The organism is uncultured Eudoraea sp., from assembly GCF_947258925.1.
Classification (GTDB): Bacteria; Bacteroidota; Bacteroidia; order Flavobacteriales; family Flavobacteriaceae; genus Eudoraea.
In genome coordinates, this window is the sequence record NZ_CAMYKG010000029.1 from 1 (window position 1) to 16,998 (window position 16,998).

The 16,998-nt window shown below is 37.1% G+C and carries 15 protein-coding genes; 4 read left to right on the forward strand and 11 right to left on the reverse strand.

All coding sequences use genetic code 11. The features are described from left to right. The 8 genes from rfbD to Q0X77_RS11065 all read right to left on the reverse strand — a co-directional run. A partial coding sequence (gene rfbD, locus Q0X77_RS11030) for a dTDP-4-dehydrorhamnose reductase (RefSeq protein ID WP_297797287.1) occupies window positions 1-735 on the reverse strand: 735 nt, incomplete at its 3' end. Then, a complete protein-coding gene (gene rfbC / locus Q0X77_RS11035; protein WP_297797289.1) occupies window positions 732-1,280 on the reverse strand; it encodes a dTDP-4-dehydrorhamnose 3,5-epimerase in 549 nt (182 codons plus the stop codon). The genes rfbC and rfbD, both read right to left, overlap by 4 nt. Beyond that, the gene (gene rfbA / locus Q0X77_RS11040; protein ID WP_297797291.1) at window positions 1,277-2,146 is read right to left on the reverse strand and encodes a glucose-1-phosphate thymidylyltransferase RfbA; all 870 of its coding nucleotides are present in this window, start codon (window positions 2,144-2,146) and stop codon (window positions 1,277-1,279) included. Before rfbA ends, rfbC begins: the two co-directional genes overlap by 4 nt. Before the next feature lie 27 nt (window positions 2,147-2,173). Continuing rightward, complete coding sequence (gene rfbB, locus Q0X77_RS11045; RefSeq protein ID WP_297797293.1) at window positions 2,174-3,217, reverse strand: dTDP-glucose 4,6-dehydratase; 1,044 nt, start codon at window positions 3,215-3,217, stop codon at window positions 2,174-2,176. Between the two features lie 56 nt (window positions 3,218-3,273). Continuing rightward, window positions 3,274-4,275, reverse strand: coding sequence for a hypothetical protein (locus Q0X77_RS11050; protein ID WP_297797296.1), 1,002 nt, complete (start codon window positions 4,273-4,275; stop codon window positions 3,274-3,276). 6 nt (window positions 4,276-4,281) lie between these two features. Next, a complete protein-coding gene (locus tag Q0X77_RS11055; protein WP_297797298.1) occupies window positions 4,282-5,967 on the reverse strand; it encodes a hypothetical protein in 1,686 nt (561 codons plus the stop codon). Window positions 5,968-6,070: 103 nt separating this feature from the next. Further along, complete coding sequence (locus Q0X77_RS11060; protein WP_297797301.1) at window positions 6,071-7,570, reverse strand: GH3 auxin-responsive promoter family protein; 1,500 nt, start codon at window positions 7,568-7,570, stop codon at window positions 6,071-6,073. Between the two features lie 5 nt (window positions 7,571-7,575). Beyond that, entirely contained in the window at window positions 7,576-8,445 is an 870-nt protein-coding gene (locus tag Q0X77_RS11065) for a M23 family metallopeptidase (protein WP_297797303.1), read from the reverse strand. A gap of 201 nt (window positions 8,446-8,646) precedes the next feature. Here Q0X77_RS11065 and Q0X77_RS11070 point away from each other — a divergent pair, with 201 nt between their 5' ends. From Q0X77_RS11070 to Q0X77_RS11085, 4 genes are all read left to right on the forward strand, one after another. Then, entirely contained in the window at window positions 8,647-8,832 is a 186-nt protein-coding gene (locus Q0X77_RS11070) for a twin-arginine translocase TatA/TatE family subunit (protein ID WP_297797305.1), read from the forward strand. A 379-nt stretch (window positions 8,833-9,211) separates the two neighbouring features. After that, entirely contained in the window at window positions 9,212-12,115 is a 2,904-nt protein-coding gene (locus tag Q0X77_RS11075; RefSeq protein WP_297797307.1) for an OmpA family protein, read from the forward strand. A gap of 191 nt (window positions 12,116-12,306) precedes the next feature. Further along, a complete protein-coding gene (locus Q0X77_RS11080) occupies window positions 12,307-12,477 on the forward strand; it encodes a DUF6747 family protein (RefSeq protein WP_297797309.1) in 171 nt (56 codons plus the stop codon). A 244-nt stretch (window positions 12,478-12,721) separates the two neighbouring features. Next, window positions 12,722-12,892, forward strand: coding sequence for a DUF6747 family protein (locus tag Q0X77_RS11085; RefSeq protein WP_297797312.1), 171 nt, complete (start codon window positions 12,722-12,724; stop codon window positions 12,890-12,892). Between the two features lie 82 nt (window positions 12,893-12,974). Here the strand turns inward: Q0X77_RS11085 and Q0X77_RS11090 are convergent, their stop codons facing one another. From Q0X77_RS11090 to Q0X77_RS11100, 3 genes are all read right to left on the reverse strand, one after another. After that, entirely contained in the window at window positions 12,975-13,955 is a 981-nt protein-coding gene (locus tag Q0X77_RS11090) for a DUF4837 family protein (protein WP_297797314.1), read from the reverse strand. 10 nt (window positions 13,956-13,965) lie between these two features. Then, on the reverse strand, window positions 13,966-15,603 hold the full coding sequence (locus tag Q0X77_RS11095) for a lytic transglycosylase domain-containing protein (RefSeq protein ID WP_297797316.1): 1,638 nt from the start codon (window positions 15,601-15,603) through the stop codon (window positions 13,966-13,968). A gap of 118 nt (window positions 15,604-15,721) precedes the next feature. After that, window positions 15,722-16,915 carry a phosphoglycerate kinase gene (locus tag Q0X77_RS11100; protein ID WP_297797318.1) on the reverse strand — a complete coding sequence of 398 codons (1,194 nt, stop codon included), beginning with the start codon at window positions 16,913-16,915 and terminating at the stop codon, window positions 15,722-15,724. Window positions 16,916-16,998: the final 83 nt, after the last annotated feature.

A 16,998-nucleotide genomic window follows, 5' to 3' on the forward strand; every position in this document is an offset into this window, starting at 1 on the left:
AGTACGATAATTCTTAGCTTTTTCTACTCTTACTTTATCTTTCAGGTTATTTTCTTCAAGTATTTCTATTGCAAAATGATACCATGTCATAGCTTTCCCATCTGTAAAATGATATATGCCATATTTAGCGCTCTTAGAATCAATCAAATCCAAAATATATTTTGCCAGATTTTTTGCATTTGTTGGGCATCCCGTTTGCTCATCAGTAATGTAAAGTACACTCTCTGTTTTCGCTTTATTTACAATAGTCTTATAGAAATTGTTGCCGTATTCAGAATATAGCCATGATGTTCTAATTATATAATATTTATCCATTATTTCCCGGATAAAAATTTCTCCGGCTAATTTTGACCTTCCATATTGATTGATTGGATTAGGCATATCTGTAGTAATATACCCCTCTTCCTTCTCCCCGTCAAAGACGTAATCGGTCGAAATATGAATCAAAACCACATTATTCTTCTTACATGCAGCAGCCATATTTTTAACACCATCTGCATTTACTGCAAATGCCCTTTCTGGTGTTTTTTCAGCCTGTTCTACATTCGTATAGGCAGCACAATTAATGCAGTAGTCGTAATTTTCTAATTGAAATTCTGAGTTTACGCTATTCGTATCAGTTATGTCCAAAGTATCGGAATCCCTGAATTTAAAATGTAAGGCTTCATATTTAGCAGCGATTTTCTGCAAGCATTTGCCTAACTGTCCGCTTGACCCTGTAACCAGAATATTCATGGTAGCAAGGCGTTTTTTAACTGCGGAAGGGTTAGATCTTTTTCAGAAATAATGAGTTTGTCATCAGGAAGCAACCAATCAATATTTAATTCGCTGTCATTATAAATAATTCCACCCTCGGCATCTTTATTATAGTAATTGTCACATTTATAAAAAATCTCAGCAGTATCGCTTAATACAACAAAACCATGGGCAAAGCCTCTGGGTATAAATAGTTGCTTTTTGTTTTCATAACTTAATTCAACAGAAAAATGTTCCCCAAACGTAGGTGAATCGCGCCTTAGATCAACTGCTACATCCAAAACTTTTCCTTGCAATACATGAACTAATTTCGCCTGTGCATGATCACCAAGCTGATAATGTAATGCCCGAATAACTCCATAGGTAGAAAAAGACTGGTTATCCTGCACAAAATTTACTCTTTTGCCAATAGCTTGTTCAAAAGACTGTTTGTTGAAACTTTCAAAAAAATAACCCCTCTCGTCATTGAATAACTTAGGAGTTAAGACAAAACATCCCCTTAACTTAGTTTCCGATATGGTCATTGATGTTTATTTAATATTCCTAACAAGTTTATTCCATAGCCACTTTTCATCAGAGGCTTTGCCAGGTTTTTGAACTGTTCTTTGTCTATATATCCCATTTCATAGGCAGCCACTTCAATTGCACCTATTTTAAGTCCCTGTCTTTCCTCTATCACCTCAACAAACTGTGCTGCCTGCATAAGTGATTGAAATGTGCCTGTATCTAACCATGCTGTTCCCCTGTCCAAAATTCGTACACTTAATTTTTGTCTATCGAGATATACTTTGTTAACATCAGTGATTTCCAGTTCTCCTCTGGCGCTCAATGGAATGTTTGAGGCGATTTCTACTACGTCATTATCGTAAAAATAAATTCCCGGAACGGCATAATTAGATTTTGGTTCGGATGGTTTTTCCTCTAAACTGATTGCCTTACCATTATTATCAAACTCTACTACACCATAGCGCTCGGGATCTTGCACCCTGTATGCATAAATGACACCCCCTTCCGGATCATTATTTGACTGCAAGAGTTTAGCCAGACCGGAACCATAAAAAATATTGTCCCCGAGTATCAGTGCAACCTTATCATTGCCGATAAAATCAGCTCCTATTATAAACGCCTCGGCAAGGCCATTAGGTGCTTCCTGTACTGCATAAGAAAAGCTGCAGCCATACTTTTTACCATCACCTAAAAGGTCTTTAAAGAGTGGAAGGTCTTTTGGTGTTGAAATTATAAGTATTTCCCTAATGCCGGCATACATTAGCGTAGATAAGGGATAGTATATCATAGGCTTATCATAAATAGGCATTAATTGCTTACTTACTGACAATGTCAATGGATGCAGACGTGTTCCAGACCCTCCGGCCAATACAATCCCTTTCATTTTTTAAAACTATTTATTTGTACTTTACTATTTATACATTTGATCATAATACTCCTGATAATCGCCAGAGGTTACATGTTCTAACCATTCCTGATTATTAAGATACCATTCTATGGTTTGTTCCAGGCCTTGCTCGAAAGTTACGGAGGGGCTCCATCCCAATTCTTTGTTTATTTTACTGGCATCAATAGCATATCTTAAGTCATGTCCCGGACGATCCTTAACATAGGTTATCAGCTTTGAAGAGGTGCCTTCATTTCGATTTAATTTTTGATCCATCAATTTACACAGCAATTTTACTAAATCAATATTTTGCCATTCGTTAAATCCTCCAATATTGTATGTTTCATGATTTTTTCCCTTATGAAAAACCAGGTCGATTGCAGCGGCATGATCTTTTACGAATAACCAATCGCGGGTGTATTTTCCATCTCCGTAAACCGGTAAGGGTTTGTTTTCAATAATGTTATTGATAAAAAGAGGGATCAGCTTTTCCGGAAAATGATTTGGTCCATAATTGTTGGAGCAATTAGTGATCACATAGGGCAATCCATAGGTTTCACCATAAGCCCTTACAAAGTGGTCTGAACTTGCTTTGGAGGCGGAATATGGGGAATTCGGATCATAGGGAGTTTTTTCCGTAAACAACCCATCCTCCCCTAAGGAACCATATACTTCATCTGTGCTAATATGATAAAAGCGTTTGTTAGCTTTCTTATCCTTCCAATGGTCCCGGGCGATATTCAATAAATTTACAGTTCCTATGATATTGGTGCGAACAAAAGCTAAAGGGTCGCTTATAGATCGATCCACATGAGATTCCGCCGCAAGGTGAATGACCCCATCAAATTGATATTTCTCAAAGATCTCCTCCAAAAACTTTGCATCCAAGATATCTCCTTTTAGAAAAGTGTAATTATCCTGATGTTCCACATCCCTGAGATTTTCCAGATTCCCGGCATATGTAAGGGCATCCAGATTATAAATGTGATATCCGGGATATTCTTTTACAAATCTGCGAACAACATGAGAACCTATAAATCCGGCACCCCCTGTTATTAAAATATTCATGGTAATATGGTTTTTGATATCGGACTACATATTAATTTGTCCTTCATCTGTAATAATCAATTTTGAATTTCGCCGGCTTTTCTGTTTAAGTATTTGATGATATCAATCAAGAAGTAAATAGCAATAAAAATGAGTGGAAGAAGAACTATTCTCTTTCCAAAAAAGGCCTTATGTTCCAATTGTGGCTCTCCAAAGTTAATGATGCTTATTGCATTCTGTTGTTCCTTGAGCTCTATTTTTTTTCGTTCAATATCTCGAATCAGGTTGTTTTTTAATTCAAAAAGTTCAGCGATATCTAATCGTTCCTCATTATCCAATACAATTCGCTGCTCAGAAAATTGACCTTCTACACCGGCCATTTTATCCGCATACTTGGTAATCAATCCATCTATTTGAATCAAGAGGTCTTCATTTTGCTTTATGCGCGCTTTTGCATTTTCCTCCTTAATCTTGATCAATTCATTATAGTAACTATTAGAATTGATGTAGGCCATGACCTTTTGAGTAAATATGGGCCCATTTAAAGGATCTTTATACGAAAAGGTAATCCTATGCTCAAGGGAACTCTTTTTCAAGAGTTCCGATCGAATGATGTCCGTAAACTGTCCATTATCCTGAAATTTCTCCAAAAGCTCGAGGTATTCGAGGTTGTCATCGGAAGAATTCTCTTTATCCAGCATCCGGTCTATTGTAATATCATAGCCTTTCAAATTAGAGGACTCAAAGCCAATTTTCTTAAAAAAACTGGTGTCCTTGGACTCTATATTTGCTTGAATCTCCTTAACTACATCATACAAATAATCCTTGCTTTCTAAATTGGGTTTTACAATCACTTCGGTTTTAAGCTTGTCGGTCACGATTTGGTTTAATCCAAATCCAATAATTGCCCCGGCTATAGCTAATCCAATTAAAATCAGAAAATTCTTTTTAAAGTAGAGGAATACACGTAAAAACCAATTAAATAAATTCTTAAAACCCCTACCAATCATATTGAATAATTGCCCCAAATCTATTTCATCATTTGACGAGGTTTGATCAGTTGTTTGATTGTCAGCCATATTGAGTTAAGAATTAAAAATTTGCTTTAATATTTTATCTGTGATCAGATAGGTCGGTTTTACCCCTGTTGTTCCAAGTCCTCCTGAAGCCAGGGTGCTTCCAGATTCCAAAGGATTATCTGAAGCGTAATAGGCATATCTTACCTTGACATCTTCCCGGATACTTTTCCTAATCCTTGATGCCGCCTGAATGGCCTTTTGATAGTGCACCCCTTCCATTTCGAGCCCAATGGCCTGCCAGGTAGACTCGTGGAAAAATCTAAGAATATCTTTATTTTGTAAGGAAGTGCCTAAGACTGTTACCATAGTCCCTTCAAGTACTTTTAAACCATTTCCTTTAAAATCGCTGCTGCTAAGTTCATTGTTAAAAGGATAGTTATCGGCTGTACCTTCAAAAATATGGGCAGAAGGGATCATTAAATCTCCTTTGCCCCCCTCAAGAATACCTGCTTTCCCCATAATTGAAATTGAAGCCACATCTAAAAAAATGCTTTCACCATTTTCTAAATCATATGGTTTTAAAAGTTCATCGATTGTTTCATACGCCTGTTCACCAAAGGCATAGTCCATTACAAATATAACAGGTTTTTTATCATCGGGAAGGTCAGCATTAAGTTCATAACAACAGGCATCCTCACCTAATTTCGCCATATCAAAAATCTGAACGTCAATATTCGTTCCTGATTTGTCTTCCAGGGAAATCATCCCGTTACGCGTAGCCATGGCAATTACTTTCTTTCGTAAAGCAATATTATCCGCAGAACTTAAGGCCTCATATATCTCCAGCGTATTATTTTTAGGAAACTCCTTAGCCAGCGCTTTTCTCGCAAAGAGGGAATTTACAACGCTATGCATATTAGCGCTGATAATGTGAATCGGTCTTTTTAATAAATGGTATTTTTCTAAGGTTTTCTTTATGGTTTCGGCCCATAACTCTCCATGAATATGGTGCCCCAAACGATCCCTTAACATGCTACTGAACGTAATTACTCTTTTCTCGCCACCTGTTTCCTCCTCTATAGACAGCTTTCCTAACCAATACAAAATCTTAAAAAACCTTTCAGGCTCTTTCTTTGTTGCCAGTTTTTCATAAACATCCAAAACCTCAACAAATGACCTTCCCAGAATATTTGCAGTATGAATTAATGCAGTTTCTTTTTCCTCCCGGGTAAGTTTTGATTTTGTTGCGGCCTTTTCGAGTTTTTTCCAATCTCGAATAGTTTTGTTGGTGTCTTCAATCAATACCCGCTGGCAAATCTTATCCGCTTCTATGTATAAAAAAGTAAGGTGTGTTAGTATGTCATAAATATCTGAGCGCCCTCTTGTAATTTCAATATTCATCTGCTCATCATCTATACGGTAGCAATTTCTTCTCCTTTTGGGAGGAATTATTGGCTTGAAATGAGATTTACCGTAACCCTCATCAGAAGTGAGATTAATATATCTGCACTGCTCTATTCCTGATGGCAACCTTTCCAGAACATAAACAAGACCATTGAGTTCGGTTTTGTCTTCAGCTAATGACCCATAAATCTCAGGATGTAGGGACAAAAGTGCATTTCTCAAAGTTTCTCCTGAAACACCGGTAGGTTTATAAAAGCCCCTGTTAAATAAATGGCGCATAGTAATATACATCCGCTCAATGGCATTTGTAGACTCCTGTGCCCTCGTATTGTCTTTGATTATCTGCATAGGTGATAGCAAAATTACACTTTAAATTGTTGATATATTCAGGCCTGAAAAATAAAGTCCGATGTCTGAGTAATAGCTTCTTCTCCTTATGTCAAAACTATCCCTATTTCTCACGTTGCAATGCCAATTTATCCGCAACTGATCTGTCATTGGCAAGGCGTTGAACCTTATTTTGACCACCTAATTTCCCAATAGATTTCATAAATTCTTTGAAACCTTCTTTTTTAATAGTAGTTACTTTTAATTGCTGGAGTATTTTACCATCAATAAGATCAAAATAATAACTATTTTGTTCTTGCAGGGATGTGTCTAGCGTCTCCATAAATTTAGCCATGTCTGCAGGCTTTCTTTCAAACTCAATAAACCACTCGTGGTACGGGAGTTCATCTTTTTCAGGCGTAATTTGCGGTGCCACGGTAAACTCATTGATGGATGCATCACAGGCCTCAACGGCCTTTTGCATGGCAACTTCAACCTCTTTAGCAATAACATGTTCCCCAAATGCTGAAATGAAATGTTTTATACGACCGGTAACTACCACTTTATAAGGCTTTAATGAAATAAACCGAATGGTATCTCCAAGATTATACCCCCAAAGGCCTGCATTGGTTGAAATTATCATGACATAGTTCGTATTTAGTTCCACTTCACCAATTGTAAGCCTTTTTGGCTGATCCTCAAAGAATTCATCGGCCTTTACAAACTCATAAAAGATGCCAGAGTTAAGTAATAGTAGCATGCCCTCTTCCTTTTGAGAATTCTGATAGGCAAAAAAACCTTCGCTTGCCGGAAATAATTCAATACTATCTACGCGTCGACCAATAAGTTCTTCGAACTTAGCCCTGTAAGGTTCATAGTTAACCCCTCCATAAATAAATAATTTAAAATTCTTAAACAAGGCCCCAACGTCTTTTTGACTCACAGCCCTAAGCCTTTCAAAGTACATTTGAACCCAGGATGGTATCCCAGCAATCAGTGTCATATCTTCTTCGATTGTTTCCTCCACAATCTTGTCGACTTTTGTTTCCCAATCCTCAATGCAATTGGTCTCCCAGCTGGGGAGACGATTTTTTTGGAGGTAGTTGGGCACATAATGAGCAGATATACCTGATAATCTTCCTAGTTTAATTCCGTTTTTTTCCTGTAAAACAGGACTCCCCTGAAGAAAAATCCATTTTCCATCAACAAAATCTGCATTTCCTGTTTCATCTATATAATTCAGAATTGCATTTCTGGAAGCGAGAACCTGTTCTTTTATAGATTCTGAAGTAATAGGAATATATTTGGCCCCTGAAGTAGTTCCTGAAGTTTTCGCAAAATATATTGGTTTTCCGGGCCAAAGCACGTTTGGTTCCCCAGCAACTGCTTTTTCTACATAGTTACGTAAAGCCTCATAATCCCGTATTGGTACTTTCTTTACAAAATCTGAATGACCTTTAATCTGATCAAAATCATGATCTATACCAAATTTTGTGTTTACGGCCTTTGCTATTAAACTGCTAAAGACTTTATCCTGGATTCTTAAAGGGTTCTCGGCCCATTTAGTGGTCTTTCGTGCAATATTCTTTGCAAATATCCGGGCTGCCAGTGATTTTAGAGACATTCTTTTTAATTAAAATCTATATAGTCTGTTGGATTTACAGGATTCCCATCATTCCACAATTCAAAATGCAAATGAGGTCCGGTTGTAAGTTCTCCCGTATTGCCCACTGAAGCAACAACTTCACCTGCCCTAACCAAATCTCCCTGATTCTTATTCAATGACCCATTGTGTTTGTAAACAGAAAGCACCCCATTTCTATGTTCCATAATCAGCACATAACCGGTTTCAGTGGTCCATTCTGAAAAAATTACCGTCCCTGCTGCGACAGCTTTGACCGGTGTGTCTTTGGGAGCAACAATATCAACTGCATAATGTTTGTCCTGCACATCATAGCCCTGAGAAATTGTACCACTTACGGGTGCAAAAAACACAAGGCCATCTCCCTGCTTGCTCTTTTCAAAAAGATTGTACTTATCTTCTAAGGCTACTTCAGCCCTTAGAATAGAATCCTCCCTGATCGGGGATAGATCAACGGTGGATGGATCTATTTTAAATTGTTCAAAAAGGGAATCTCTATTCATCTCATTATTTTCGATATCACCCCTAAGAACCATTCGGATATTACTTAGATACTTATTGGTATAATTCAGGGCTGTTACCAAAGAATCTGTTTTATAGGTAAGTTCTGTTGCCTGCTTCTTAAGTTTTGTAGAAGAATATCCGGGGATGTACTCCCTTAACGGGGTAAAAGCAATAAGCAATGTTGTAAACCCAATAAGCCCTATTATAAATAAAGATCCTGTGACAAAAACATTAAGTCTGCTAAGCTTAAATGAAATCTTTTCCTCGAAAGTGCTTTCATTAAGTATCACCAAACGATACTTATGGAGCAGCTTTCTTCGAATTTCCTTTCTTTTCTTTCCTTTTTTTGCCATAAAACACAAAGATAAACTTCGCAATGAATTAAGCGGTAAATACCTGTTAAATTTATGTTCTCCCTAAATTCGAGGCATTTTTTAATATACGATTGGGAAACATTTTTTGATCTTTACAATTTAAAATACATCTTCTCGTTACTATTAACATTAATATAAGTACTTTTTTAGTACCTTTGTAATCCATTAAATTTAAAAATTATGGTATCATTATTTACCTTTTTGGCCATAGGTCCCTGGCAAATAGCCGTTGTTGTTGTGCTTGTATTATTATTATTCGGAGGAAAAAAAATACCCGAGTTAATGAGAGGTTTGGGAAGCGGCATTAAAGAATTCAAAGATGCGTCTAAAGAAGACGAAAAGCTGGAAGAGAATAAGGAAAACTAACTTTAGATTCCTTAAAATATTAAAGCGCCAGATTTGGCGCTTTTTTTATGCCTTATAAACAATTTAAATTCGATAATATACCTGTCGTTTTATTTTTATTTGAATACCGCTCCCCTTTTTACGGTTGCCAAATTGCGATTATCATACATATCTGTAGTCTTTTACATACATTTCGGAGCTCTTTCCTGCGCTCCTTTTATCGATGAAATACATAAGTTGAACGTACACGACAGAAAACTTCTCTTTCACAACAAAAAGTAATTCAGGAGCATTAATACCACTAATTTCGACGTTAAAACATTCGTATTGGTCAAGCTTTGCCCAAATATTAAAAATGTTTTCCTATGGAAAACGACCATTTTTACAAGCATCTGAACTAATGAATTCAAAATTAATTGCGTTTATTTTTGTAACAATATTCCTTTCTTCAATAAGGGTTCAAGCGCATTGGAGTGAATCGATAAAAGAATCCACATCGGTAATTGTGGATACTTTTTCTCCTTCCATCAATTCAAATAAAACTTCTAGTACCGAATTTTCAACGCCCGAAGCTGATACTGAATTTAAGCGAGTAGCCAAAGAATATGGCATTCCCTCCAGATTAGTCAAAGATTTTAACGGTATTAACAACGGATATTATGTAATTGCCGGGGTCTATGGAGATCAGATCAATGCCAATAAATTTGTGCAAAAATTAAAACGTTTGCGACTTAATCCGTCGATAATTAAACATCCGGTTAGTAAACTTAATTATATCTCTTTGGGGCATCATGAGCACTGGAAAGGAGCTATCAGTTCATGTGTTTCAGAAATGAATGGCAAATACCAATCAGAGGTTTGGATCATGAATGTTCAAAATGGTAAATCCAAAATCCCTATTGAGAAAAAGCCAAGTATCGACAAACCGGACATTAGGTCCGGGAATACGTCAAAAGATTTTCTTGAAGCCGCAAAAGAAAATAAGGTTGCTGCAAGGGTAATTCCTGAATTTGAGGGCCTGAAGAATGGTTATTATATAGTGGCAGGAGTGTTTGGTGATTCTAAAAATGTTGCTTCTTTTCAGACTAAACTTCGCAAGAAAAAGCTTGATTCGAGGGTTATAACCCACCCGGAAAGTAAATTAAACTATGTAATAGTGCGGGAATCAACAGATTGGAGGGCCTCTATACTAGCTTGTCAATCCAAATTAGATGGGAAGTATAAAGACAAATTATGGATTATGAACGTCAATAATCCAAATGAAAAACCTGCGTTCAACGAAGCACAATTAACAAATAAGAAAGAAGCAGTTGATTACCCCACACCAGTCATAAATACTACGAAGTCTAAAAATTCCAAATTTGTTTCCAGGTCCACTAAAAAAAGAGCCGGCAATAGTACAAACGACAAACTCCTTGAAAAGGCAGATCTTTACTTTGATAAAATGTGGTATGCCGAGGCAGCGGATCTTTACGAGCAGGTACTGGAACTTGACCCCAATAATCAATCCTTTAAAATAATAGAAAAAGCAGGGGATGCCCATTATTATAATACCAATATGGAGAGGGCGTATTATTGGTATGATAAGCTATATACTAATTACAAAGATGAAATGTCTGCCGAAAACATATTTAAATATGCCCATTCTTCTAAAGGGACTGGCAAATATGCAAGGGCTAAGCGCTTAATGAGATTATATGACAAGGAAATGAAAAAAGGTAATAGCCGAGCTTTAGAAGATTTCTCCAGGGCAACTCCCGATGAAGTAATATTGGACAATATTCTCAGTGCTGAGGAAACATTTTCCATTGCAAATTTGGCTATCAACTCCAAGTATTCAGATTTCTCTCCAATGTTCTATAATGATAATGAACTAGTCTATACATCAGCTATGGACTCTTCCTTTTTAAATACCAGGCGGTATAAATGGAATAACCAGCCTTATCTGGACCTATATGTGGCGAAGGTAAACCTGGAATCCCAGGAGGTAAAAGATGCGATCAAATTTTCTAAAAAGATAAATACCAAATACCATGAAGCTGCGGTTACCTTTTCTCCGGATAATAAAACCATGTATTTCACCCGAAATAATTACGGCAAGAAACTGAAAAGAGCTAAAAATGGCGATAATAATTTAAAGATTTACATGTCCAAAAAAGTTGACGGCGAATGGACTGAAGGAAAAGAGTTACCCTTTAACAGTGATGATTACTCCACCGGCCATCCGGCACTTAGTCCTGATGGAAAGCAATTGTATTTTGTTTCGGACATGCCCGGAAGTATAGGTATGACCGATATTTTCGTGGTGGATGTATTAGGCGACGGAGATTTTTCTGAACCAAGAAACCTTGGTCCTGAAATAAATACGGAACGAAAGGAAATGTTCCCTTTTATTAACGAAAAGAAGCTCTATTTTTCTTCCAATGGCCATGTCGGAATGGGTGGGCTGGATATCTATGAAGTAGCTTATGACGATGAAGCCGGTTTCCTGGAAGTAAGGAATGTTGGGAAACCTGTAAATAGTAAAAAAGATGACTTCTCTTATATCGTAAATGAAGAAACTCAAAAAGGGTTCTTTGCGTCGAATCGCAGAGGCGGGAAAGGAGATGATGATATCTATTCCTTTCAGAGACTTCTCCCGGAAGAAGCAAACGAGAATGCAATTGCAGGTGTTGTTACGGAAGTGGTGACAGGTGAAGTAATGCCCGAAGCACTGGTGATGCTCTTAGATGAAAATAACATTAAATTAAAAGAAGTAGTTACCGGAGAAGATGGCAGTTTCGTATTCGAAGACCTTGAAAGTTCCACAAAATATATTTTAAAAACCGTTAAAGACACTTATGATATTGACGAGCAAACTGTCCTTACCGAGGATAACATATTAGTTCAGACTGATGTATCCCTGAAGAAACTTCAGGATCTTGTGATGATAGAAGATGGAATAAAAAAGCTGAAAATAGATATGATCTATTTTGATTTTGATAAGTTTTATATACGTAATGATGCCGCCAATGAGCTCGATAAACTCGTCGATATAATGAAGGAAAACAAATCTATGGTTATCAAAATTGAATCTCATACAGATTCGAGGGGTAAAAAGGCGTACAATAAATACTTATCCGATAAAAGGGCAAAATCTACTCGGGAATATATTATTTCAAAGGGGATTTCTCCAGCCAGGATTGAAAGTGCGATAGGCTACGGAGAAGAACGCTTGCTTAATGAGTGTGATGGTACGGTAAAGTGCTCATCTGCAAAACATCAACTCAACAGGCGTTCAGAATTCATAATTGTGAAGATGTAATTTTAGCAGAAATTGTTCTTTTTGCTATTGCCGTTTTTAGTTCAAAATACCTGGTAAGCGCCCATTGATCCCATTTAAGTAGTTGATTCTTACCACTTAATGAGGCACTTTCACAACAAAAAATCCTAAAAAAATACGGATTGAGAGGATCTTCAGTTATATATATAGTCATTGACCAAAAAACCAACCCTATGAAACATATATTACTTCTAAAAGAAATTTATCTCGAGGCCTTTAAAAATATTGGCCATGTACTTGTAAAAAATTATTTCAAGGTATTTTCGTGGTTTTGTTTTATCTCATTTATTATTGTGCTTTATGCATTTTTATTTAGAGTAGCCACCGGATTTGCATTTGATTAATACCAAGCAACCTAAATTTCAAAAAACGCTCCCCAGGGAGCGTTTTTTTTTATTTCAAGGGGAACTATATCTTTTTCTATATCGTCCAAGCTGCGTGCATTTAAACGCCTAATTAGTACCGTTCAAAGATTATGAACTTCAACCTTATTCGTACGCCAAATATTTATGCTTTTTAACCGATTTATATACCAGATTTAATCCTTAAAGGGATCTTTGTCTTGAACAACTTCAAAAAATACACTTTATGGAAAAAATATTACTCTTCAGAGAGATATACGTAGAAGCTTTCAGGAACTGGACTAATATGTTTTTAAAAAAATACTTTAAGGTATTTTCCTGGTTCTGCTTTGCTTTACTGCTTATAACGATCTATGCATTTATTTTCAGGGTAGCTACAGGCTTCGCATTTGATTAATTAAAAGAAATATAACACGCCAAAAGGCCCTGAAAAATTAATTTTTCAGGGCCTTTTTATTATAAAAAAATGCGTTTGTTCTCTATTTGAATTTAACCGTTTTCAAAATGGCTTCAAGTTCAAACATATAATCCCTCTTGTTGGTCGCGGGAGCAAAAGTAAAGCCTTCTAAAATTAATTTTCTGTTATTGGCCTTATCATTGATAATATAGGTCAGGAAGGGTCCGGCCATAGGGTAGTTTTCAATTTCCCAAATACCCCGGGCTTCTGCAGCTTTCCTGCCAGATATTTCGGCCGGAAAAACATAGGGCGCAAATGCTTTTTCTGTTACCATATACGTAGTTTTATTGGGTATATCTGGTCCCGGAATATACTTCTTCCCTATGGAATCCCTCATCTTTACAATATCCCTGACGAAAGTGGAGTCATTATCAAAACTGTCCCAGGGCATAGCATATACTATAATATTCATAGTGCCTTTGGGGATTTCACGATCTATCCAAACAAAATTATCTTCTTCTTTGCCAAGCTTATAAATCGAAGGAAGCCTTAGGGAAATGTCAAATTTGGATTGTAAGATGGTGTCCTTGTTTAAAGAACGAAGAAATCTTTTTTGCGCTTCTTCCATCTCCGTACTTCTGAAGGAAGCAATGATTTTATCGGCTCCGGCATCTATATTATTAATGATTTCTTCTTCGGTTCTGCCTTTTATTACCCCCACTTTTTGGGGAGTGGCATATAAATCCGTCTTTATGTGAGCCAGATCCAGGCTATCCAGGCTTACATACAGCACAGAACGTCGATGCCTTGTCATCCCTGTGAACACTTGTTTAGGCATATGTTCAATTGAAAATTGAGGTTCGTTCCAAGTAAGCCCCAATATTGGTGCAGCAAAATGTTCCCGGACTTTATCCCCCACTTTGCCTTCCCAAAGACTGTTGTCCATAACAACCGCCAGTGAATTAACCGCCCCAACGGAAACCGGTTTATACTTCTTTTTGTTTTTGTCGTTACAGGAGATAAAAATAAAAAGGGTTAAAAGCAGCGTTCCAAAGAATTTCATAAATTTTATTTTAGGATGAACAATCACACAGTTTTAATCTTGTGCCCGGTTGAAGATTGCTACCACTAATACCGTTCCATTTTCGTAAATTTTCAATGGTAATTCCAGGATATTTTCTGGAGATGGTCCATAAGGAATCGCCTTCTTTTACTGTATGAACTTTTGAGTTGCCGGTAGAAACCCCGGCAACCGAAGATTTAATTGTTGTTTTCTTACTACTCGAAGAAGCTGTAGTTACGGGCTTCCTGGGGTAGATCGTAAGTCGTTGACCGATTCTCAAATTATTACTTCTAAGACCGTTCCAGCGTTTTATTTGGCTCACCCCAACTCCGTATCTTTCTGCAATTTTTCCGAGGTAATCTCCGCTTCTTACCCTATATCGAATTCGCTCATCAGCAGTAACCAATTTTGGTAAATTGCTGTCTTTGCTTTTATTTTCCTTTTCAGCAAATGCATATATAGCGGTCTCATTGGTTACAAATTTACCGATGGCATCTTTGGGTAAACGCAGCGTATAGTCTTTACCTTTAATCTTAGGAATAATATCCAATTTATAGGAGGGGTTAAGTACTTTTAACTCTTCCTTGCTTACTCCTACCAACTTTGAAATTTGATCGAATGTTATCAGCTTTTTAACATGCACGGTATCTGTCTCAAAATAAGGTCGCTCTACTCTATTTAGCTTAATCCCATGCTCATTTGCATATTCAAATAAATACATCGTTGCCAAAAAGGCTGGTACATAACCTGCTGTTTCCCTGGGCAGATTTCTTCTGATATTCCAATAATTAGTATACCCCCCGGATCTTCTAATAGCCTTATTTACATTTCCAGGTCCTGAATTATAAGCCGCCAAAGCTAAATCCCAATCTCCGAAAGTATCATAAAGTTTAGATAGGTATTTACATGCAGCAATTGTTGATTTTATAGGATCGCTTCTCTCATCCACATAGCTGCTTACGTCCAAACCATACATTTTTCCTGTACTGTACATAAACTGCCATAGACCTGTAGCTCCAACTCTTGATTTTGCGCGAGGGTTTAACGCAGATTCTACAATTGCAAGATATTTTATTTCCAAAGGAATATTATAATTGTCCAATTCCTGTTCAAACATGGGAAAATAGAATTGACTTGCCGTAATCATACGCTCAATAAACTCATGCTTACTTGTTAAAAAGGACTTGATTACTCTTTCCAGTGAGGGGTTATACGCAATATTAAAAGGGGTTTTCTCATTTAATAATTCCAACCGCTCTTTTAAAACCTCCGTATCCAATGTGAATTGGCTTATAGAATCTGTTTCCGGATTAGAAACATACGTATATATTTCATCATAAAGCTTTGCGTTTTCATATAGTTCACGCATCCACAAGCTATCATATTTAGCGGCTTTGGCGTTGTCCTGCAGATTGTATCCTTCCACCGCGTTTGTTGCCCCGCCAGAAGTTTCCTCAGGGATCAATGTTTCATTAAACACCCCATTCAGATTGATTGGTTTTTTGACCAATTCAACCTTATTTTTTGATAAGGTGCTTATCTCGGTATCTGCATCGGGTATAGCAGGTTCATCTTGCTTTTGCGCCATCAATGGCGATATAAAGACAAGAAGAAAAATAACAATAACAATTTCTCTAATTGCGGTCATAAAACTGAATTTTGGCCGTAGGGTGTAAGCGAAAATCGCATTTTTTTATGAAACATTAAAATAATGCTTCTTAAACTATGATTAAAAAAACAAAGAATGCTGTTTATCGATAACGCTTTTAGCCTTCTAATATTGCTGCAATCCCTGGAAGAGATTTCCCTTCAAGGCTTTCCAGCATTGCCCCTCCGCCAGTAGATACGTAGCTAACTTTGTCTTCAAAACCAAATTGTTTTACGGCAGCAACTGAATCACCGCCTCCAACCAAGGAAAATGCGCCATTTTCTGTTGCTTCAGCAACAAAATTTCCAACCTCAATGGTTCCTTTAGCAAAGCTTTCCATTTCAAAAACACCTACCGGACCATTCCAGAGTATTGTTTTGGAGGAGTGTATAATGTTTCTAAAAATATCTAATGTCGCCGGCCCGGCATCTAATCCCTGCCAGCCATCGGGAATTTGATTAACAGCAACAATTTTTGTGTTGGCATTGTTATCAAAGTCATCAGCAGCAATGACATCTACCGGAAGATGGACCTGAACTCCCAGCTCTTTCGCTTTCTTAAGTATGGAGAGTGCAAGTTCCATTTTATCATCTTCACAAATTGAATTTCCAACTTTACCTCCTTGTGCTTTAACAAAGGTATAAGTCATTCCGCCTCCGATTATAAGATGGTCAATTTTACTTAAAATATTTTCAATTATCGTAATTTTTGAAGACACCTTGGCGCCTCCAAGTATTGCTGTAACCGGTTTTTCCCCTGTTTTCATGACTTTCTCTATTGCCTTAATTTCCTTAGCCAACAGATAACCAAAACATTTTCTTCCGGCGAAAAACTGTGCTACTATTGTTGTGGAGGCGTGAGCCCTGTGAGCTGTTCCAAAAGCATCATTAACATAAATATCTCCTAATCTTGCCAATTGCTCTGCAAAAGCAACATCTCCTTTTTCTTCTTCGGAATAAAAGCGAAGGTTTTCAAGCAATAGAACTTCTCCGGTTTTCAATTTCTTTACCGCCTCTTCCACTTTATTCCCAATGCAATCATCTACGAACTTTACCTGCACCCCCAAAACTTCGGATACTTTACTGCAGATATGCGATAGCGATAATTCCGGATTTCGATTTCCTTTAGGCCTGCCCAAATGACTCATAAGAATTGCGCTTCCCCCGTCTTCGAGGATTTTGATAATGGTAGGTCTGGCCGCTTCAATACGATTCGAATCGGTTACATTAAATTCGTCATCCAATGGAACATTAAAATCTACCCTTATTAATGCTTTTTTGTTTTTAAAACTGAAATCATCTATTGTCGTCATGCAGAATACTGTTTTAGAGAATCGCAAATGTAAAGATTTATACAATTCGGATAAAGGCAGCTTCAATAATTTCTTATCAGAAA